The 20462-nt window shown below is 68.0% G+C and carries 21 protein-coding genes; 6 read left to right on the forward strand and 15 right to left on the reverse strand.

Annotation, left to right across the window (positions count from 1 at the left end; translation table 11 throughout):
- The first annotated feature begins 142 nt into the window (after positions 1-142).
- Positions 143-1084, forward strand: a complete 942-nt coding sequence (paaX, locus tag CAL15_RS15735; protein ID WP_086079460.1) for a phenylacetic acid degradation operon negative regulatory protein PaaX — start codon at positions 143-145, stop codon at positions 1082-1084.
- Positions 1085-1409: 325 nt separating this feature from the next.
- Positions 1410-1829, forward strand: coding sequence for a GreA/GreB family elongation factor (locus tag CAL15_RS15740; RefSeq protein WP_086079461.1), 420 nt, complete (start codon positions 1410-1412; stop codon positions 1827-1829).
- Here the strand turns inward: CAL15_RS15740 and CAL15_RS15745 are convergent.
- The gene (locus CAL15_RS15745; protein ID WP_157666671.1) at positions 1817-2620 is read right to left on the reverse strand and encodes an NAD(P)H-hydrate epimerase; all 804 of its coding nucleotides are present in this window, start codon (positions 2618-2620) and stop codon (positions 1817-1819) included. The two genes, CAL15_RS15740 and CAL15_RS15745, sit on opposite strands and share 13 nt — an antisense overlap.
- A gap of 19 nt (positions 2621-2639) precedes the next feature.
- Complete coding sequence (gene orn / locus CAL15_RS15750) at positions 2640-3185, reverse strand: oligoribonuclease (protein WP_086079462.1); 546 nt, start codon at positions 3183-3185, stop codon at positions 2640-2642.
- Between the two features lie 43 nt (positions 3186-3228).
- On the opposite strand from orn, the gene CAL15_RS15755 reads away from it, so the two are divergent.
- Positions 3229-4491, forward strand: coding sequence for a M48 family metallopeptidase (locus CAL15_RS15755; protein WP_086079463.1), 1263 nt, complete (start codon positions 3229-3231; stop codon positions 4489-4491).
- 2 nt (positions 4492-4493) lie between these two features.
- The gene (rsgA, locus tag CAL15_RS15760; protein WP_086079464.1) at positions 4494-5408 is read left to right on the forward strand and encodes a ribosome small subunit-dependent GTPase A; all 915 of its coding nucleotides are present in this window, start codon (positions 4494-4496) and stop codon (positions 5406-5408) included.
- Positions 5409-5448: 40 nt separating this feature from the next.
- On the opposite strand, the gene CAL15_RS15765 is transcribed toward rsgA, so the two are convergent.
- The 13 genes from CAL15_RS15765 to CAL15_RS15825 all read right to left on the reverse strand — a co-directional run bounded on the left by CAL15_RS15765 (position 5449) and on the right by CAL15_RS15825 (position 18550).
- Positions 5449-6171: a CoA pyrophosphatase gene (locus CAL15_RS15765; protein ID WP_086079465.1), complete on the reverse strand. Its 723-nt coding sequence runs from the start codon at positions 6169-6171 to the stop codon at positions 5449-5451.
- Positions 6172-6312: 141 nt separating this feature from the next.
- Positions 6313-6693, reverse strand: a complete 381-nt coding sequence (rplS, locus tag CAL15_RS15770) for a 50S ribosomal protein L19 (protein WP_086079466.1) — start codon at positions 6691-6693, stop codon at positions 6313-6315.
- A gap of 189 nt (positions 6694-6882) precedes the next feature.
- Positions 6883-7296 carry a hypothetical protein gene (locus CAL15_RS24435; RefSeq protein ID WP_157666672.1) on the reverse strand — a complete coding sequence of 138 codons (414 nt, stop codon included), beginning with the start codon at positions 7294-7296 and terminating at the stop codon, positions 6883-6885.
- Positions 7297-7422: 126 nt separating this feature from the next.
- Positions 7423-8649, reverse strand: a complete 1227-nt coding sequence (locus CAL15_RS15780; protein ID WP_086081128.1) for a PA0069 family radical SAM protein — start codon at positions 8647-8649, stop codon at positions 7423-7425.
- A gap of 178 nt (positions 8650-8827) precedes the next feature.
- On the reverse strand, positions 8828-10126 hold the full coding sequence (locus tag CAL15_RS15785) for a sulfate adenylyltransferase subunit 1 (RefSeq protein WP_086079467.1): 1299 nt from the start codon (positions 10124-10126) through the stop codon (positions 8828-8830).
- Between the two features lie 26 nt (positions 10127-10152).
- Positions 10153-11061, reverse strand: a complete 909-nt coding sequence (gene cysD / locus CAL15_RS15790) for a sulfate adenylyltransferase subunit CysD (protein WP_086079468.1) — start codon at positions 11059-11061, stop codon at positions 10153-10155.
- Positions 11062-11102: 41 nt separating this feature from the next.
- Positions 11103-11858, reverse strand: a complete 756-nt coding sequence (locus CAL15_RS15795; protein WP_086079469.1) for a phosphoadenylyl-sulfate reductase — start codon at positions 11856-11858, stop codon at positions 11103-11105.
- Positions 11855-12934, reverse strand: a complete 1080-nt coding sequence (locus CAL15_RS15800; protein ID WP_086079470.1) for a sulfate/molybdate ABC transporter ATP-binding protein — start codon at positions 12932-12934, stop codon at positions 11855-11857. Before CAL15_RS15800 ends, CAL15_RS15795 begins: the two co-directional genes overlap by 4 nt.
- Positions 12931-13842 (reverse strand): sulfate ABC transporter permease subunit CysW, encoded by a 912-nt coding sequence (cysW, locus tag CAL15_RS15805; RefSeq protein WP_086079471.1) that lies wholly within the window; start codon positions 13840-13842, stop codon positions 12931-12933. The genes CAL15_RS15800 and cysW overlap by 4 nt, the downstream gene beginning before the upstream one ends.
- On the reverse strand, positions 13839-14717 hold the full coding sequence (cysT, locus tag CAL15_RS15810) for a sulfate ABC transporter permease subunit CysT (RefSeq protein WP_086079472.1): 879 nt from the start codon (positions 14715-14717) through the stop codon (positions 13839-13841). Before cysT ends, cysW begins: the two co-directional genes overlap by 4 nt.
- A gap of 67 nt (positions 14718-14784) precedes the next feature.
- Positions 14785-15813: a sulfate ABC transporter substrate-binding protein gene (locus CAL15_RS15815; RefSeq protein WP_086079473.1), complete on the reverse strand. Its 1029-nt coding sequence runs from the start codon at positions 15811-15813 to the stop codon at positions 14785-14787.
- A 181-nt stretch (positions 15814-15994) separates the two neighbouring features.
- The gene (locus CAL15_RS15820) at positions 15995-16636 is read right to left on the reverse strand and encodes a peroxiredoxin (protein ID WP_086079474.1); all 642 of its coding nucleotides are present in this window, start codon (positions 16634-16636) and stop codon (positions 15995-15997) included.
- Between the two features lie 84 nt (positions 16637-16720).
- Complete coding sequence (locus CAL15_RS15825; protein WP_086081129.1) at positions 16721-18550, reverse strand: acyl-CoA dehydrogenase; 1830 nt, start codon at positions 18548-18550, stop codon at positions 16721-16723.
- Positions 18551-18783: 233 nt separating this feature from the next.
- On the opposite strand from CAL15_RS15825, the gene CAL15_RS15830 reads away from it, so the two are divergent.
- Both CAL15_RS15830 and CAL15_RS15835 read left to right on the forward strand, forming a co-directional pair.
- Positions 18784-19326, forward strand: a complete 543-nt coding sequence (locus CAL15_RS15830) for a sigma-70 family RNA polymerase sigma factor (protein ID WP_086079475.1) — start codon at positions 18784-18786, stop codon at positions 19324-19326.
- On the forward strand, positions 19323-20378 hold the full coding sequence (locus CAL15_RS15835) for a FecR family protein (RefSeq protein WP_232467991.1): 1056 nt from the start codon (positions 19323-19325) through the stop codon (positions 20376-20378). Before CAL15_RS15830 ends, CAL15_RS15835 begins: the two co-directional genes overlap by 4 nt.
- The last annotated feature ends 84 nt before the right edge of the window (positions 20379-20462 follow it).

A 20462-nucleotide genomic window follows, 5' to 3' on the forward strand; every position in this document is an offset into this window, starting at 1 on the left:
GTATCACGTTCGAATTATGTATCATGTCACGGATGACCGGCCCGGCCCTTCCGCGGGACGGTCGCGACGCAGTCCTGCCGCGCCTTTTTGTCGGGCGCGGGCGGCGGCGTACCCACCCTAGCCGCCGGCTTCCGGCTTTCGTATGGCAACTGCCCCCAATTCGCTGGATCGCTTCCTCGCCCGCCTGCTCAAGCAGGACCCGCCCCGTGCCAAATCCCTGTGCGTCAGCCTGCTGGGCGATGCGCTGGCACCGCACGGCGGCGCGATCTGGCTGGGCGACCTGATCGAGCTGCTGGCCCCGGTGGGCATCAACGAACGCCTGCTGCGCACCAGCGTGTTCCGCCTGGTGGCGCAGGACTGGCTGCGGTCCGAGCGCCACGGCCGCCGCAGCCTGTACCTGATGACCGAACGGGGCCTGCGCGACACGGCGCGCGCGTCGCAACGCATCTACGAGGGCCCGGCGCGCCAGTGGAACGGGGAATGGACCCTCGTGGCCCTGCCGCGCAACGGCAACAATGGCCTGGCCGAGCGGGCGGAGCTGCGCCGCGAACTGCTGTGGGAGGGCTTCGGCATGGTGGCGCCGGGCCTGTTCGCGCATCCGCAAACCGAGGCGCGCGCCGCTCACGCCATCCTGGACAAGCTGGGCATCCCCGACAAGGCGCTGGTGCTGTCGGCGCGCGACCTGGCCGACGCGGGCGGCCTGCCCATTGCCAGCCTGGCCACGCAATGCTGGAACCTGGACGAAGTGGCCGAGCAGTACCGCCAGTTCACGCGCAACTTCGGGCCGCTGGAGAAACTGCTGGACGAGGCGCCGGCCTCGCCCGACCAGGCCTTCGCGGCGCGGGTGCTGCTGCTGCACAGCTGGCGGCGCATCGCACTGCACGACCCGCAGCTGCCCGCGCCCATGCTGCCCGACAATTGGCCCGGACATCCGGCGCGCGACCTGTGCGGGCGCCTGTACTGGAAGCTCTTCGACGCGTCGGAAGCGCACGTGGCTGGGTTGGCCGGCCGCGAGAACGCGGGCTATCGCGAACTGGACCCGGCGGCGCTGGATCGGTTCGGCGGGCGGCCGGACGCGGACTGACGGGGGCTGCCGCGCGCTGCGGCATGCCGCCCGCCGTTCGGGTTGGCGATCCGCGGGCACGCGCCTACAATCGTTTCATGACACCCCGCCCCGCCGCGCGCATACCTGCTTCGTACGGCCGCCTTTTCCGGCGCCGCACGGGTGCGCGCGCGAGCCGGCTTCAGGCAAGCGCACACGGACACGCAGCGGCTCTCGCCGCACATGCCTGAGCCCGGCGACCGCCACCTTCTCTTTCATTCAAAGCGCATTACCCAGGTCGTCGGGCCACCCCGCGCAAACCACCATGGCGTCGCCACCCGCGGCGCCCGGCACACCGGAGTGTTTCATGCCTACCCTGGACCAGGAACGTATTCTTACCGAACTCGACCATGCCCGGTTGAGCAGCCTGCTTGCCCGCATGGCCAATGACGGCCTGCCCGCCGGCGTCGAAGAAGCCGCGCAGGAACTGCTCGATTCAGTCGTCACCGTGCCCGCCCGCGAGGTCGCCGCGGACGTCGCCACCATGCGCTCGCGCGTCAGGCTGGTTACCGCCGATGGCGAGGACATGACTGTCGTGCTGTGCTATCCCGCGGAAAGCAACGCGGCGACAGGCCAGATCTCGGTTATGTCGCCGCTGGGCCTGGGCCTGCTGGGGCACAGGGCCGGCCAGTCCATGCATTGGCAGGGGCCGGACCGCGTGCGCCACGAGGCGGTTCTGGCCGAGATCGTCTACCAGCCGGAGGCGGCGGGGGACTACGGCGCCTGAGCGTCGTCGCCGGACGCCGCGTCGGGCGGGGTGGGGGCCGGTGCGGTCGCCGGCGCATGGGTCGGTGCATGGCTAGGCGATGCCGGATCCGCGACATTCAGCCCCAGTTCATCGAGATGGCACTCCCCGCTAACCTGAGGTCCGACGCCCTGGCGCAAGCCAGGCGCGGACGCGATGAATGACAGCGTCCACGTAGCCCATATCGGCCGGCCCAGCGGGCGGCCCGCGGCGGCATCCAGGCCGCTGGGCACGTCCAAGGCCAGCACGGGAATGCCCCAGGCATTGACCGCGTCGATGCGGGATTGCCAGGCGGCGTCGAGGGGACGGTTCAGGCCGATGCCGAACAGTCCGTCCAGCACCATTGCGGGTGGATCGGCGGGCAGATCGGAAAGCAGCGGGCCGCTGGCGTCGCGCCAGCCGTCGAGCGCCTGCCGGGCATCCGATGGCAGGCGGTCCGGATCACCGAACAGGACCACCTGTACCCGGTAGCCCCATCGGCGCAGCCAGGTGGCCGCCACCATGGCATCGCCGCCGTTGTTGCCGGACCCCGCCAGCGCCAGCACTGTGCCTGCCGCGACATCTCCGACGGGGCGGGTCGGTGTGTCAGCCGCAGATGTCGGTGCGACGCTTGCCGCCATGCCCGGGGCCGCGCCCATGGGTCTCATGCCTGCCGCCCCCAGTTTCGCGGCCGCGAAATGCGCCGCGGCCAGCCCGGCACGCGGCATCAGCGGAACGCCGCGGGCCAACGCGTCGCGCTCGATGCGCCGGATCCGGTCCACGGGCAGTTCCATGAGCGCCCCGGACGTCCGCCTACACCTTGAGCAGGTGTTCGCGGTAGTACTTCAGTTCGTCGATGGATTCGTAGATGTCGGCCAGCGCCTCGTGCCGGCTCTTCTTCTCGAAGCCCTTGTACACCGTGGGCGCCCAGCGGCGCGCCAGTTCCTTCAGCGTGCTGACGTCCAGGTTGCGGTAGTGGAAAAAGCGCTCGAGGTTGGGCATGTACGCGTACATGAAGCGCCGGTCCTGGCTGATGGTGTTGCCGCACAGCGGCGACTTGCCGGCCGGCACGTGCTGGGACAGGAAGGCCAGCAGTTCGGTCTCGGCCTGCGCCTCGGTAAGCGTGGACGCCCTGACTTTGTCAATCAGGCCGCTTTTGCCGTGCGTGGACTTGTTCCAGTTGTCCATGGCGTCCAGCAGGCTGTCGGGCTGGTGGACCACCAGCACCGGACCCTCGGCCACGACGCTCAGGTCGGGCTCCGTCACGACGACGGCCACCTCGATGATGCGTTCCTTCTCGGGATCGAGCCCCGTCATTTCCATGTCGAGCCAGACCAGGCGATTCTCGTTCGCAGCCATATAATTTGCCTTTGAAAACACGCCATTTTCTCATACCCACGTCGTGCCCCACTCCCTGCCCTTCTTCACCCTGCTGTTCGTCTTCCTGCTGCTCGCCGACATCTGCGTGCGCCTGTGGCTGGCTTCGCGGCAGATCCGCCACGTGGCGCGCCACCGCGACCACGTGCCGCCGGAGTTCGCGGCGCGCATCGGGCTGCCCAGCCACCAGCGCGCGGCCGACTACACCATCGCGCGTGTCCGCCTGGGCATGGTCGAACGGGTGTTCGACGCCGTCGTGCTGATCGGCCTTACGCTGATGGGCGGCCTGCAATGGATAGACCTGGCCGTGGCGCGGCTGGTCGACGACGACATGCTGCGCCAGCTGCTGCTGATGGTTGCCGTGTTCGCCGTGCTGGGCCTGTTGGGGCTGCCCTTCACGCTGTGGCGCCAGTTCCGGCTCGAAGCCCGCTTCGGGTTCAACCGCATGACGCCGGCATTGTTTGCCGTCGACGCGGTCAAGGGCATCGCGGTCGGGCTCGTGCTGGGCGTGCCGCTTGCCGCGGCCATACTGTGGTTGATGGCCGAGGCGGGCGCCTATTGGTGGTTGTGGGCGTGGTGTCTGTGGATGGTGTTCAACGTGCTGCTGCTGTTCATCGCCCCCGCGTTCATCGCGCCCCTGTTCAACAAGTTCACGCCGCTGTCCGACCCGGCGCTGGCCGAGCGCATCCAGCGCCTGGCGCAGCGCTGCGGTTTCGCGCTGAACGGGCTGTTCGTCATGGACGGCTCGCGGCGCTCGGCGCATGGCAACGCCTATTTCACCGGCTTCGGCAAGACCCGCCGCATCGTGTTCTTCGACACCCTGCTGGCCCGTCTGAATGCCGACGAGATCGAGGCCGTGCTGGCACACGAACTGGGCCACTTCGCGCTGAGGCACATCATCAAGCGCGTCGTGCTGGGCTTCGCGGGCGCGCTGCTGTTCTTCGCGGTGCTGGGCTGGCTGGCGCAGCAGCCGTGGTTCTACGACGGCCTGGGCGTGCTGCCGCGCCTGGACGGCCCCAACCATGCCATGGCGCTGATCCTGTTCTTCCTGGCCGTACCCGTGTTCACTTTCATGCTGACGCCGCTGGCAAGCTGGTACTCGCGTCGCGACGAGTTCGCGGCCGACCGCTACGCCGCGCAGCAAAGTTCATCGAATCAGCTGGTTTCGGCGCTGGTCAAACTGTACGATGACAACGCCGCCACCCTGACTCCGGATCCCGTGCATTCCGCGTTCTACGACAGCCACCCTCCCGCCGCCGTGCGCATCCGCCATCTGACGACTGCATGAGCATGCAGGTCGGTAAAGACAGCGACACCGAAGGGCGCATCATCGCCGCGCACGGCCGCCACTACATGGTGGAAATGGCCGACGGCGCGTTGCGGCAATGCTATCCGCGCGGCAAGAAGACCGGCCCTGCCGTCGGAGACCGGGTTCGCATCACGCCGCAGGGGCGGGACGAGGGATCGATCGACGCGGTGCTGCCTCGCACCAATCTGCTGTACCGCTCCGACGAAATGCGCACGAAGCAGTTCGCGGCCAACGTCGACCAGTTGCTGATCGTCGTGGCGGTCGAGCCCACCTTCTCCGACGACCTGACCGGCCGCGCGCTGGCCGGCGCATGGAGCGCCGGCATCAAGCCGCTGATCGTGCTCAACAAGACCGATCTGCACGCCGGGCTGGCGGCCGCGCGCGAGCGCCTGGCGCCGGTGCGCGCCCTGGGCGTACCCATTATCGAACTGAGCGCGCACGACACCCACGGCGCGCGCGAACGCCTGGCGCCGCTGCTGGCCGGCCAGGTGAACCTGCTGCTGGGTCAAAGCGGCATGGGCAAGTCCACCTTGCTCAACGCGCTGGCGCCCGAGGCCCAGGCGGCCACGCGAGAATACTCGGCCGCCCTGGACATGGGGCGCCACACCACGACCAGCACGCGGCTGTATCACCTGCCTGCGCCGGGCGGCGACCTGATCGATTCGCCGGGTTTCCAGGCCTTCGGCCTGCAGCACCTGACGCGGGAAGACATCGTGCGGGGATTCCCCGAATTCCTCGAGCCGATCGAGTATTGCCGCTTCTACAACTGCAGCCACCGGCACGAACCGGGATGCGGCGTGGTGGCCGCCTTGCAGGCCGGTCGGATAGATGCGGGGCGCTATGCGCTGTACTGCCGCATCCTCGAGGAAAACGAGGCGGGCCAGCAGCGTTACTGATTATCGACGGCCGAGCCGGGCAGCCCGGCGGCCGGCGGCATCAGCGCAGCGCCGCGCGCAAGGCGTGGTACAGGTTGCGCAGCATGCCCGCCGTCGCACCCCAGATGAAATAGCGCTCCCAGGGAATGGCGTAGTACTGCCGCACCCGGCCGTCGTCCTGCGTGGCCTCGTACAGGCGATGGTGCGCGGGATTCATCAGAAACGAAAGCGGCACTTCGAAGATTTCGGCCACCTCGAAGGTGTCGGCCACCAGCGTGAAGCCGGGTCGCACCAGCGACACCACGGGCGTAACCGAAAACCCCGTGGACGTGACATACGCGGGCATGGTGCCCAGCACGTCCACATATTCGGGCGGCAGCCCGGTTTCCTCTTGCGCCTCGCGCAGCGCTGCCGCCACCGGAGAGGCATCATCGGTCTCGATCCGCCCGCCCGGAAAGCTGATCTGCCCGGCGTGGTCGTGCAGATGGGCCGCGCGCTGCGTCAGCATGACCCGCACGCCGTCGGGCCGCAGCACCATCGGAATCAGCACGGCGGCCAGCACCGGCGCGCCCTCGCGTCCGGGATAGCGCAATTCGCTTGCCACCACGGGATCGAGCTGCCAGGGGGCTTGCGCCTGCCAGGCGTGCCGCAGCGCATCGGCGGTGAGCCGCTCGGCGGGAATGGCGGGCAGCCCCTGGTCGGCCGCCTGCCAGGGCTGGGCGGCCGGATCGAAGCCGGGACGAACCAACGGGCGGCGGGGACGAGAGGAAGGAGTATCCGACATACCGTAGGGAATGGGCGGAATCAGTAACCGGGGCCAGAAATGGAAGAGGCACCTCGAAAGGTGCCTCTGGTGCCCACCGGGCGGGCCGCAGCGGGCCGGCACGCAAAGCGTACGACAGCCCGGTATGCGGCCTCGAGCAATTTATGCCGCCTTGGCAGCCTTGCTGACCAGCTTTTCCTTGATGCGAGCCGACTTGCCCGAACGGTTGCGCAGGAAGTACAGCTTGGCGCGACGCACGTCACCACGGCGCTTCACTTCGATGGAAGCGATCTGCGGCGAGTACAGCTGGAACGTACGCTCGACGGCTTCGCCGGACGAGATCTTGCGCACGATGAACGACGAGTTCAGGCCACGATTGCGCTTGGCAATGACGACGCCTTCGTAGGCCTGGACGCGCTTGCGCGTGCCTTCGACCACGTTGACGTTGACCACGACGGTGTCGCCGGGGTTGAAGTCAGGGAAAGCCTTGCCGCCGGTCAGGCGCTGGATTTCTTCCTGTTCGAGGATAGCGATGAGATTCACGAAAACTCCTTGGTCATCATGTCTTTGCGCGCGAGTTTTCCCGAAATTTTTGCCAGCATGATTCTTCGGGAAGAAGTGACAGCGCGTTGTTGCCACCGCGTTGTTGCCACCGTGTTGTTGCCGCAAGCAGAGGATGAGATTTGGCAAACCAGGCATTCTACTTCAAAAGCGCCGGTAACGCACGTCGTGTCAGAACCCGGCTGCCGCGCCCAGCCACATCAGTGCGGGGATCAGGGCGCCCCACACAGCCACCAGCAGCACGTCGATGACCATGCGGCGCATGCCCAGCGCCTGCACGGTGGACAGGCTGCGCACATCGGCCAGGCCGCCATCGGACGCCGCCGGGCGTTTGGCCTCTGCCGGGGTGGGCGCCGCCTGCCCCTTGCCGCCATCGACCGGCAGCTGAGCCGCCGGCTGCTGCGGCGGGAAAGGCCATTTGCGCGCGGGAATCGAGCCGAATGCAGCTTCGGACATCCCGGCCAAAGCCCCGCCTTGCATCGTGGCCTGAGCCCGTGCGAAGCGGCGCCCCCAGCCCGGGAACAGTCGGCGCACTGCGGCGCCGGTAAGCGGCGCGGAAACGGAGGGAAGCGTGGCGATGGTCATGACGGGCTCCTGGGCGATGCGGCGAGATTGGTAGGACTGGCGATGGGTATGTCGGTATGCGTACGGAACGGCTGGACGACGAAGCGGCGAGACGCGGGCGTCCGTTGAACAGATCGGTGGTAAGCGTTAGTCGAACAGCGACAACTGCCCTGCCCGCTGCGCCTGCACGGCCAGGGCTGCGGCCGCCACGCGGCGGCCGCCTTCGTGGAAGCGCACTGGCACGGCACTAGGCGAGGCGCTATTGCCGGACGTACGCGCCGGCGGCTGAGGCGCAACGAATTGGCTGCAGTCAAGCTGCGGCCGCATGGCATTGAGACCGTACTTGCGCACCGCAAGCGTGTAGCGCTGCCTTAGCAGGTCAGCCCAGATGCCGGTGCCGCGCATGCGCGTGCCGAACTCGGGATCGTTGCGGCGGCCTTCACGCATGTCTTCGATGCGGTGCAGTACGCGCTGGGCGCGATCGGGAAAATGAGCCTGCAGCCATTCTTCGAAGACGTCTTTCACTTCCCATGGCAGTCGCACCACGGTGTAGCCGCTGAAGCGAGCGCCGGCATTGGCGGCTTCTTCGAGGATGGCTTCGAGGAATTCGTCGTTGATGAAAGGGATGAGCGGCGAGGCCAGCACGCCCACCGGCACGCCCGCCTGGGCCAACGTGCGCACGGCCTGCAGCCGGCGCCACGGGGCGGAAGCGCGCGGTTCGAGGGTGCGCGCCATTTCGGCATCCAGCGTGGTGATGCTGACGAACGCCATGACCAGATTGCGCTCGGCCAGGACACGCAGCAGGTCGATGTCGCGCTCGACCAGCGCGTTCTTGGTGACCAGCGTGACGGGATGCCCGGTTTCCAGCAGCAATTGCAGAATGCCGCGCGTCAGGCGCCAGTTGCGCTCGATTGGCTGGTAGATGTCGGTGGCAGAACCCAGGTTGATGGGCGACACCCGATAACCGGGGCGCGACAGTTCGGCACGCAGCACGTCGACCGCATTGGCCTTGGCCACCAGCTTGGTTTCGAAGTCGAGCCCCGGCGAGTATCCCAGGTAGGCATGGGTAGGCCGGGCGAAGCAATACACGCAGCCGTGCTCGCAACCACGGTAGGGGTTGATGGCGACGTCGAAAGGAACGTCGGGGGAATCGTTGCGGGAAAGAATGGAGCGGGCCTGTTCGGCCCTGACCTCGGTGCGCAGCCCGACCGGGGCGGTGTCGGCGAACATGTCGACCGCATCGGCCGACGCCTGGCGCTCGGTTTGCTGGAAACGATGCCGAACATTAGTAACCGCACCCCGACCGCGCAAGGCGGCGGGGGCGGCAGCCGGGGACCCAGAACCGGCGGAAAAAGATTGTTCGGTGCGTGCCATGAAAGTACTGTACAAAAACACAGTACTTTTGACAAGCCCCGTAACGCCTCTGGCGACGCCTCAATTTACTCCAAGACGGCCGCCGCGTCGCATCGCCGCCGGCACAGCGGACGAAAGGCCGCTGGCACCGCCTGCAAACCCGCGCCGGCGTTGGGTTTTGCCAAAAAACAACAAGGGCTCAACGCAGCATTCCGGCGGCCGCGGTCTGGTGAGTGGCCTCGTCAATGAGAATGAAGGCGCCATTGGCCGGCAAAGCGTGGTAGCCATCCACCGCGAGCATCTCGCGCGTCTGCAGCGACACCGTGCCGATGTCGTTCATCGCCAGTGTGCCGCCCTCGTTCGCGATCTCGCGAAGTTCGTGGATGTCGCGCTGTGTATGCACGGCGCGTATCCTGGCCGAGGTCAGCCGGGCGCCATGCTTGAGCAGGTAGCGGCGCGCCGGGTTGAGCGGCTGCGCATCGAGCCAGCACAGCTCCGCCTCGAACTCCCGGGCGGTCCGCGCCTGCGCGCCGGGATGCGACAGCGTGTCGCCGCGCGACACATCCACGTCGCGGTCCAGCACCACGGCCACCGAATCGCCGGCCACCGCCTCGTCCACGTCTCGCCCGCCGCGCAGCACGCGGCTGACAATCGCCTGCTGCCCGGAGGGCTGCACGGCCACGGCATCGCCCACGCGCAGCACACCGCTGGCCAGTCGCCCCGCGTAGCCGCGGAAATCGTCGGCGCGATCGCCGCCATGCCGCAGCACCCATTGCACCGGCAGGCGCAGCGGCAGGCCGCGGCCGTCATCGGCCACAGCCAGGGTCTCCAGCAGCGCGAGCAGCGGCGGGCCCGGGTACCACGGCGTGTGCGCCGAGACGCTCACCACGTTGTCGCCGTTCAGCGCCGACAGCGGCAGGATGTGGAAATCCGGCAGGTCGAGGCGGCCCGCGAGTTCGGCGTAGGACAGGCGGATGCGCTCGAACACGGCGCGGTCCCAATCGACCAGGTCCATCTTGTTCACCGCCACGACGATGTGCCGGATGCCCAGCAGCCGCGCGATCGTGCTGTGGCGCTTGGTCTGCGGCAACAGATTGCCGTCGGCCGCGCGCGTGGCGTCGATCAGGATGATGGCCGCATCCGCCGTGGACGCGCCCGTGACCATGTTGCGCGTGTACTGCTCGTGCCCCGGCGCGTCGGCGATGATGAATTTGCGCAGCGGCGTGGAGAAGTAGCGGTAGGCCACGTCGATAGTGATGCCCTGCTCGCGCTCGGCCTCCAGGCCGTCGGTCAGCAGCGAGAAGTCGATGCCGTCGCCCGCCACGCGTTTGTACTTGGCGCGCGCGATGGCATCCAGCTGATCGGCGAACACACCCTTGCTGTCGTACAGCAGCCGGCCGATCAGCGTGGACTTGCCGTCGTCCACCGAGCCGGCGGTGATCAGGCGCAGCACGCCGTTGTCGGCCCCGCCCAGGAACGAATCGTTGATGGTATTCATGCAGCCCTCTGCGGCGTTGCCCGCATTCAGAAATAGCCTTCGCGCTTGCGCCGTTCCATCGACGCCTCGGAAGTCTGGTCGTCCATGCGCGTGGCGCCGCGCTCGGTGATGTCGGTCACGGCGGTCTCGGCGATGATCGCGGCGGGGTCGGCCGCCTCGGATGCCACCGGGCAGGTGCACGAGATGTCGCCCACCGTGCGAAAGCGCACCGCCAGCCGCTCGACCGTCTCGCCCTCGGCGGGCGGCGTCAGCGGCGTCACGGGCACCAGCAGTCCCTTGCGGCGCACCACGTCCCGCGCGTGGCTGTAGTAAATGGAGGGCAGCGCCAGGCTCTCGCGCTGGATGTACTGCCACACGTCCAGTTCGGTCCAGTTGGAGATGGGAAACACCCGCATGTTCTCGCCCGGATGCACGCGGGTGTTGAAGATGTTCCACAGTTCGGGGCGCTGTGCCTTCGGATCCCACTGCCCGAACGCGTCGCGGAACGAGAAGATGCGCTCCTTGGCGCGCGCCTTTTCTTCGTCGCGGCGCGCGCCGCCGATGCACGCGTCGAAGCCGAATTCCTCGATCGCCTCGAGCAGCGTCACGGCCTGCGCCGCATTGCGCGAATCGTTCGCATGGCGCAGCACCACACTGCCGCGGCGGATCGAATCCTCGACGCTGCGCACGATCAGCGTCTCGCCCAGCTCCGCCGCGCGGGCGTCGCGAAACGCGATCACCTCGTCGAAGTTGTGGCCGGTGTCGACGTGCATCAGCGGGAAAGGAAATGGGCCCGGCCGGAAGGCCTTCTCGGCCAGGCGCAGCAGCACCACCGAATCCTTGCCGCCCGAGAACAGCAGCACGGGGCGCGCGCATTCCGCGGCCACCTCGCGCAGGATGTAGATCGCCTCCGACTCAAGCCAATCGAGATGGCTGCGATGGGTCACGATGGACATGGAATTTCCTCAGTGTGTATCGAATGCCCCGGCGCCGCGCCTCAACGCGCCGTCACCGGTATGACGCGGTTGCCCGCATGCAGGCCGCACTCTTTCGAGTCGGACGACTCCCACCACCAGCGCCCCGCGCGCACGTCCTCGCCGGGGCGGATGGCGCGCGTACAGGGCTCGCAGCCGATCGACGGATAGCCCTGGTCGTGCAGCGGGTTGTAGGGGATGTCGAACACGCGGATGAGTTGCCAGACCTCGTCCCCGGTCCAGGCCGCGAGCGGATTGAACTTGTGCAGGCCGAACACCGGGTCGTGCTCGGACTCGGGCAACTCGCCGCGCGTGGCAGCCTGTTCGCGGCGCTGGCCGGTGATCCAGGCGCTGTGCCCGGCCAGCGCGCGCCGCAGAGGGTCGACCTTGCGGATCTGGCAACAGGCCTTGCGCAGCTCCACGCTTTCATAGAACGCATAGGCGCCGTGCCGGGCCACGTGCGCGGCGACGGCCTGCGCATCGGGCCGCCACACGTCCACCGCGCGCCCGTACGTCGTCTCGATGCGCGGCAGCATGGCCAGGGTCTCGGCATGCAGCCGCCCTGTGTCCAGCGTGAACACGCGCAGCGGTAGTCCCCCGCGGAAAATCGCGTGGGTCAGCACCATGTCTTCTGCGGCCAGCGACGAAGCCAGGACGGCATCGGGATGGCTTTCCGCTATCGCGGCCAGGCTGTCCTGCAACGCGCGCCAGCGCGCCGCGACGGCGGCGGAAAGCGCCGGCGCGGCTTGCTCGGTCGGCCCGAAAGACTGCCCGCTCATCGCGCAGCCCCTGTTTGCGAGGCGTACACCGCGGCCCGGCGCGGCTGCGCGAGCAGCACGTCGCCCTGTTTCAGCCCAAGCCCGCGATACAGGGGCTCGGGCAGCTCGGCCTCGATGATGGCGTCCTGGTCCAGGCGTTGCAGCTCGAGGCAGGCGCTGGGTCCGGCCATGTAGACGTGCCCTACCCGCACGCGTATGCCGCCGGACGCGCCGCCCTCGTCGCGCACCAGGTCGATGTCGTGCGGGCGCACGTAGGCGATGGCCGGCAGGCGCTCGTCCTGGTCGAGCCCGGGCGCGGCCAGCGTGATGCCGTCGGCCTGCCACAGCCCGCGCGCCGCGTGGCCGTGCAGCGTATTCACATCGCCCAGGAAGCCGTGCACGAACGGCGTGGCGGGACGTTCCCAGACCTCGCGCGGCGTGCCAACCTGCTCGATCCGCCCGGCGTTCATCAGCACCACCCGGTCGGCCACTTCCAGCGCCTCTTCCTGGTCGTGCGTGACGAACACGCTGGCGACGTTCAGTTCGTCGTGCAGGCGCCGCAGCCAGCGCCGCAGTTCCTTGCGCACCTTGGCGTCCAGCGCGCCGAACGGCTCGTCCAGCAGCAATACCCGCGGCTCCACCGCCAGCGCGCGGGCCAGCGCGATGCGCTGGCGTTGCCCACCCGACAGTTGCGCCGGATAACGGTCGGCCAGCCAGTCCAGCTGCACCAGGTTCAACAGCTCGTGCACCTTGGCGCGGATCTGCGCTTCGGAAGGCCGTTGCGAGCGCGGCCGCACGCGCAGGCCGAACGCGACGTTCTCGAACACGGTCATGTGGCGGAACAGCGCGTAATGCTGGAACACGAAGCCGACCTGGCGCTGGCGCACGTCGACGTCGGTCGCGTCCTCGCCCGAGAACAGCACGCTGCCGGTATCCGGCGTCTCCAGGCCGGCGATGATGCGCAGCAGCGTGGTCTTGCCGCAGCCCGAGGGCCCCAGCAGCGCCACGAGTTCGCCGGTGTCGATGTGCAGCGACACGTCGTCCAGGGCGCGGAATGCGCCGAACTGCTTGTGGAGATTCCTGACTTCGATGCTCATGATGCCGCTTCCTCGAGACGTGCGGGCAACGCCGCGGGCGATGCGCCGGAAGGCCGGGCGACAGGAGCAGAGCGCGCCTGCCGCGCACCGCGCCACTCCACCAGGTTCTTGGCCACGAGCGTGACCAGCGCCAGCAGCGCCAGCAGCGAGGCCACCGCGAATGCCGCCGCGAATTGGTACTCGTTGTAGAGAATCTCGACGTGCAGGGTCATGGTGTTGGTCAATCCGCGGATCTTGCCCGACACCACCGACACCGCGCCGAATTCGCCCATGGCCCGCGCGTTGCAAAGGATCGCGCCGTACAGCAGGCCCCATCGGATGTTGGGCAGCGTGACGCGCCAGAAGATCTGCAAGCCGCTGGCGCCCAGCGTCAGGGCGGCCTGCTCTTCCTCGCTGCCTTGCGCCTGCATCAGCGGAATCAGTTCGCGCGCGACGAACGGAAACGTGACGAACAGCGTGGCGAGGATCACGCCAGGCAGCGCATAGACGATCTTCAGGTCGTTGTCCTGCAGCCATGGGCCGAACCATCCCTGCGAACCGAACAGCAGCACGAACACCATGCCCGCCACCACCGGCGACACCGAGAACGGCAGGTCGATCAGCGTGACCAGTATCTGCTTGCCGCGGAACTCGAACCTGGTGACGGCCCAGGCCACGGCCACGCCGAACAGCAGATTGAGCGGCAGGGCGATCGCGGCGACCAGCAGCGTGAGCTTGATGGCGGCCCACGCGTCGGGCTCGACGATGGCGGCCAGGTACAGGTCCCAGCCCTTGCGCAGCGCCTCGGCGAACACCGCGGCCAGCGGCACGAGCAGGAACAGGGCCAGGAAGCCCAGCGCCACAGATATCAGCAGCCCGCGGATCCAGCGCGGCTCGGTAAGGTGGGGCGGACGCGGCACGGCGCTCATCGGGCCCTCCCGCCGCGTCGCGACTGCCAACCCTGCAGAAGATTGATCAACAGCAGCAGCACGAACGAAATGGCGAGCATCACGGTGGCGATGGCGGCCGCGCCGGCGTAATCGAACTGCTCGAGCTTGACGATGATCAGCAGCGGCGTGATCTCGGACACCATGGGCATGTTGCCCGCGATGAACACCACCGACCCGTACTCGCCCACCGCGCGCGCGAAGGCCAGCGCGAATCCCGTGGACAGCGCGGGCAGCAGCGCCGGCAACAGCACGCGGCGCAGGGTCTGCCACCGCCCGGCGCCGAGGCTGGCGGCGGCTTCCTCGAGCTCGCGTTCCACGTCTTCCAGCACCGGCTGCACCGTGCGCACCACGAAGGGCAGCCCGATGAAGATCAGCGCGATGACGATGCCCAGCGGCGTGAACGCCACCTTCAGGTCGAACCATTGCTGCAGCGGCTTGCCCAGCCAGCCGTTCTGCGCGTACAGCGCCGTCAGGGCAATGCCAGCCACCGCGGTGGGCAGCGCAAAAGGAAGATCGACCAGCGCGTCGATGATCTGCTTGCCGGCGAATCGATAGCGCACCAGCACCCACGCCACGATGGAGCCGAACACCAGGTTGACGAAGGCCGCCAGCAGCGAGGCGCCGAACGTGAGCTGGTACGAGGCCACCACGCGGGGCGAAGTCACCGTCTCCCAGAACCCGCCCCACCCCAGTCCGGCGCTTTTCATGGGCAGCGCGGCCAGCGGTATCAGCACCAGCACGCAAAGATAGAAGACCGAGTAGCCCATCGAAAGACCGAAACCCGGCAGCACGCCGGGCCGGTTTCGCCGTGGGCGGACAGGCGCCTGCGCGCCTGCCGGATTCGCCGCAATCATGTGTGCCCCTTCATGCCGCGCAGTGGGGCGGCCCGTCCCTCGGATGGCTGCATCTTCGTATCGCCTGTCAACGCTGCGGCTTGTAGACCTGGTCGAACGTGCCGCCGTCGCTGAAGTGCTTCTTCTGCGCGGCCTGCCAGCCGCCGAAGATCGGGTCGTCGATGGTGACGAGCTTCAGCTTGGGAAAGCGGTTTTCATGTCTGGCGGCAACGGTCTTGTCTGTGGGACGGTAGAAGTTGCGCGCGATGATCTCCTGCGCCTCGGGCGTGTAAAGGTAGCTCAGGTAGGCCTGCGCGGCCTCGCGGGTGCCTTTCCTGTCGACCACCTTGTCGACCACGGCCACCGGCGGCTCGGCCAGGATGGACAGCGATGGGACCACGATGTCGAACTTGTCGGGACCCAGTTCCTCGCGCGCCAGGAAGGCCTCGTTCTCCCACGCCAGCAGCACGTCGCCCACGCCGCGCTCGACGAAGGTGGTGGTGGCGCCGCGCGCGCCGCTGTCGAGCACGGGCACGTGCTTGAGCAGATCGCCGACGAACTGGCGGGCCTTCTCTTCGCTGCCGCCGTTCTTCTCCAGCGCATAGGCCCAGGCCGCCAGATAGTTCCAGCGGGCGCCGCCAGACGTTTTGGGGTTGGGGGTGATGACCTGCACGCCGTCCTTCAGCAGGTCGTCCCAGTCGCGCAGTTGCTTGGGATTGCCCTTGCGCACCAGGAACACGATAGTCGAGGTGTAGGGCGAGCTGTTGTTCGGCAGGCGCTTCTGCCAGTCGGCAGGCAGGAGCCCGCGCGCCGAGATCGCGTCGATGTCATAGGCCAGCGCCAGCGTCACCACGTCGGCTTCCAGGCCGTCGATGACCGACCGTGCCTGGCTGCCCGAGCCGCCGTGCGACTGACGGATGGCGAGCGTGACGCCGGCCTTGTCCTTGTACTGCTTGATGAAGGCGTCATCGATGGCGCGGTAGAGCTCCCGCGTGGGATCGTACGAGACGTTCAGCAACGCCTGTGTCTTCTGCGCCTGGGCGGCGGGCGCGCCGACCAGCGTGGCGGCCGCCAAGGCGAGCACTGCACTGAAAAGTCCGAGCTTCTTGAGTCGCATGCTTCCGTCCGTTTCTTCAAGTTGTGAAAAGCTGGAAGCAAGTCTGCTCGGCGACGCTTGTGAACGGAACTAATGATTTATTGGTTGTTCATCGCCAGACGATATATGCCGCGCCGACGGCCAAAAAAATGCCGGCGCGAGGCCGGCATGGTCGTGGCAGGCGCGGCATGCGCCGCGGCTGCTACTTGTTGGGTTGCGGGGTGATGCGCAGGTAGGGACGCACCGCCTTGTAGCCCTTGGGGAATTTCTCGGCGATCACCGCCTCGTCCTTCAGCGAGGGCACGATGATGACGTCGTCGCCGTCTTCCCAGTTGACCGGCGTGGCCACGCTGTGGCTGTCGGTCAGCTGCAGCGAATCGATGACGCGCAGGATCTCGTTGAAGTTGCGCCCCGTGCTGGCCGGGTAGGTGATGATCAGGCGCACCTTCTTGGCCGGATCGATGATGAACACCGAACGCACCGTGGCGGTGGCGCTGGCGTTGGGGTGGATCATGTCGTAAAGCTCGGAGACCTTGCGGTCTTCGTCGGCCAGGATGGGGAAGTTCACCGTGGTGGACTGCGTGTCGTTGATGTCGTCGATCCACTTCGTGTGCGACTCGGCGCCATCCACCGACAGGGCCAGCACCTTGACGTTGCGGCGGGCGAATTCATCGGCCAGCTTGGCCGTGTAGCCCAGTTCGGTGGTGCACACGGGCGTGAAATCGGCCGGATGCGAGAACAGCACGCCCCATTTGTCGCCCAGGTACTCGTGGAAGCGGATGAGACCCTGCGACGATTGCTGTTCGAAATCGGGGGCGGTATCGCCCAGGCGGAGTTGAGGCATGTTTATCTCCCTGATGTCAGGTTGGTGAGCCGATCGATTCTTTCATCAAACCAAATCGGGCGGAAATATCGAACGCATATAACCTTATGCAATATCCGCCTGCGCCGCGCAGGCGTCGGCCACATCGCTGCTGCGCACCGCCGACGACAGCGCCAGCGCGCGGGGCAGTATGTGCGCGCCATAGAACAGCGCCGTGGCGAGCTTGTGGCGGTAGAACGGATCGGCGTCGGCGCGTGCCGCCAGCTTGCGCCGGCATGCCAGCGCCGCGCGGGCCATCTGCCAGCCGCCCAGCACCGTGCCGGCCAGCATCAGATAGGGCACGCTGCCGGCGAAGACGGCGCGCACGTTCGACGAGGCGTTCTCGAGAATAAAGCCCACCGCGTGCTCGTAGGCCTGGATGGCCTGGTCCAGGTTGTCGCGCAAGAGGCGCAGGCCGGCGCGGTCGGCCTCGTCGGCTCGCGCCACTTCGGCCTCGACGGCCTTCAGCGTGTCGCGCATCGCGGCGACGATGGCATACGCCGTGGCGCCGCCGTCGCGCAGCGTCTTGCGGCCGACCAGGTCGTTGGCCTGGATGGCGGTGGTGCCCTCATAGATAGGCAGGATGCGCGCGTCGCGATAGTGTTGCGCGGCGCCGGTCTCCTCGATGAAACCCATGCCCCCGTGCACCTGCACGCCCAGCGAGGCCACCTCGACCGCGGACTCGGTGGAGAAGCCTTTCACCACCGGCACCAGGTACTCATAGAGCGCGCGGTTGCGCGACCGCACCTCGGCATCGGTATGGTGCGTGCCCTTGTCGTGCGCGGCCGCGGCGACGTAGGACACGGCGCGCGCCGCGTCGGTCAACGCGCGCATCGTCAGCAGCATGCGCTGCACGTCGGGATGGTGGGCGATCGACACGGGGCCCGCCGAGCCCTCCACCGCACGCCCCTGGATGCGCTCGCGCGCATAGGCCAGCGCCTGCTGGGTGGCTCGCTCGGACACGCCGATGCCCTGCTGTCCCACGGAATAGCGGGCCGCATTCATCATGATGAACATGTACTCGAGACCGCGGTTCTGCTCGCCCACCAGATAGCCGACGGCGCCCTCGCCCACCTCGCCCTTGCCCGAGCCATACAGCAACACCGCGGTGGGGCTGCCATGGATGCCCAGCTTGTGCTCCAGCGAGGCGCACCACACGTCGTTGCGCTTGCCCAGGTTGCCGGCGTCGTCGACGAGGAACTTCGGCACGATGAACAGCGAGATGCCCTTCACCCCAGCCGGCGCGTCCGGCGTGCGGGCCAGCACCAGGTGGATGATGTTCTCGGCGAGATCGTGCTCGCCATAGGTGATGAAGATCTTCTGGCCCGTCAGCCGGTAGCTGCCATCGTCCTGGCGCACGGCGCGCGTGGAAATCAGCGCAAGGTCCGAACCGGCCTGCGGTTCGGTCAGGTTCATGGTGCCGGTCCACTTGCCGCCGATCAGGTTGGGCACGAACTGCTTGCGCTGCGGCTCGGAACCCACCGTCAACAGCGCCTCGATCACCCCGTCAGTCAGCATGGGGCACAGCGAGAAAGCCAGGCTGGCCGCCTGGATGTTCTCGCCGGCGGGCGCGGCCACCAGGTGCGGCAGGCCCTGGCCGCCCCAACGCTGGGGATGCTGCAGGCCCTGCCAGCCGCCCTCGGCGTATTGCCGAAACGCCTGCGCGTAACCGGGCGTGGTGGTGACCGAGCCGTTCTCGCACACAGGGGGCTGCCGTTCGGCCTTGTCGTTCAGCGGCCCCACCACCTCGGCGACGAAGCGCGCGTTTTCTTCGAGGATGGCGTCCACCAGGTCCGGAGTGATTTCCTCGAAGCCCGGCAGCTTGAGCACGTCGGCCAATCCAGCCAGTTCATCGAGCGCGAACCGGATATCGCGCACAGGGGGAGTGAAGGGGATCAAGCTCGTCTCCATTTGCTGTTGTGCCAGGGGCCGACCGGCGTTCTGCGCCGCCGGGGGAACTTACCGACCACCGCGCCATTGTCGCGGCTGACTCCAAGCCCAATGCTACCCGGAAATCCGGAGGCATCCCCGCCTTGCGCACGCGCTTGCCAGCGCCGCGCGGCATCCACTAGAATGAAAATAATTCGCATCCTCAGCACCGCCGGACGTACGCCGCGGACACGAGAAAGATCCCGGTGGCCTCCAACCCGCTTTCCCATCCCCAGCAGATCGAAACCCTGTACGCCGACCATCATGGCTGGCTGCAGCGCTGGCTGCGCCACAAGCTCGGCGACGCCCATCATGCCGCCGACTTGGCGCAGGACACGTTCGTGCGCATCATGGCCTCGCGCGATGCCTTGCTGGGCATCCGGGAACCGCGCGCCTACCTGACCTCCACCGCCAAATGGCTGCTCGCCGACCGCGCCCGACGCCAGGCGATCGAACAGGCCTATCTGGCCGAACTGGCGGTGCTGGCCGACTCGCTGCCCTGCCATCCTTCGCCAGACGAGGTGCTGATGGCGGTGCAGGCGCTGGAACAGATAGGCGCCGCTCTCGACGCGGTGTCGCCCCGGATGCGCGAAGCATTCCTGCGCCATTACCTGGATGGGCAGACCCACGCGGCTATCGCTGCGGACCTCGGCGTCTCGAAACGGATGGTGCAGAAGTACCTGGTGCAGGTGCTGCTGCAGTGCCGCGCGCTGTGTCCGGCCCTGGACGAGTGCCGCCCATGACGTCCGGCATGTCCCCGCCTTTCGCTGCCGCGCCGCCGCCCGATGCGCTGGCCGAGCAGGCAGCGCAATGGATCGTGCTGCTGACCGACGACGACGCGGCCGAGCGCGAACGCGCACACCGCGAGTTCGACGACTGGAAGCGCGCCGATCCGCGCCATGCCGCGGCGGCGGCGGACATGGAAGCCCTGCTCGGCCGCGTGAGGACCCTGCGCGGCCAGGCCGCGGGCAGCGCCCGCCCGGTCCGCGCGGCCCTGGACGCCGCACGGGCCCATGCCGGCAAGCGCCAGCGCGCCAGGCGCCGCAATGCCGCGTTCGCCGCCGTCGCGCTTGTACTGGGCGCGGCGCTCTGGGCAGCGCTAGGCGTGCCGACCTTCGCCCACCTGACGGCCGACCTGCGCACCTCGACGGGACAGTGGCGCATGCAGACCCTGCCGGACGGCAGCCGCATCACCCTCGGCAGCGACAGCGCCGTCGACCTGCGCTACGACAGTCATCGCCGCGAGATCGAGCTGTTGCGGGGCGACATACTCATCGAGGTGGCCAGCGACGCCGGCCGGCCCTTCCTGGTCGACACATCGCACGGACGCATCCGCGCGCTGGGCACGCGCTTCGTGGTCGAGCGCGGCGACGACGCCACGCGGCTGGGCATGATCGAATCCGCCACCTCGGTGCAGGCGGCCGCCCAGCGCAATGCCGGCGATGAGGCCGCGGTGCGCGTGCACGCCGGCGAGCAGGTGCGTATCACGGCCACCTCGGTCGGCGCCGTGCGTCCCGTCGACGCTGAGGCGCTGGAAGAGGCGTGGCGACGGCGGCAACTGGTGGTCGACGACCGGCCGCTGTCAGAGGTCCTGGACACGTTGCGGCGGCACCGGCCGGGCATGATGCGCTACGACCGCGCCCAGATCGCACACATCCGCGTCAGCGCGGTATTGCCGCTCGACGCCCCGGACCGCGCGCTAGCGCTGCTGCAGGCCAGTTTCCCGGCGCTGCGGGTGCGCACCTACACCCCTTACCTAGTGCTCGTCGACGCCCCGCCACGCGCCCCGCGCTGAGTCTTGGGGCGAAGCGGGTCGTCGCATCCTCCGGTTCCACTTTCCGTTTCTCGTTCGTCAAACCGTGGGAAACCACAAACACGA

It is taken from the genome of Bordetella genomosp. 13 (genome assembly GCF_002119665.1).
Classification (GTDB): Bacteria; Pseudomonadota; Gammaproteobacteria; order Burkholderiales; family Burkholderiaceae_B; genus Bordetella.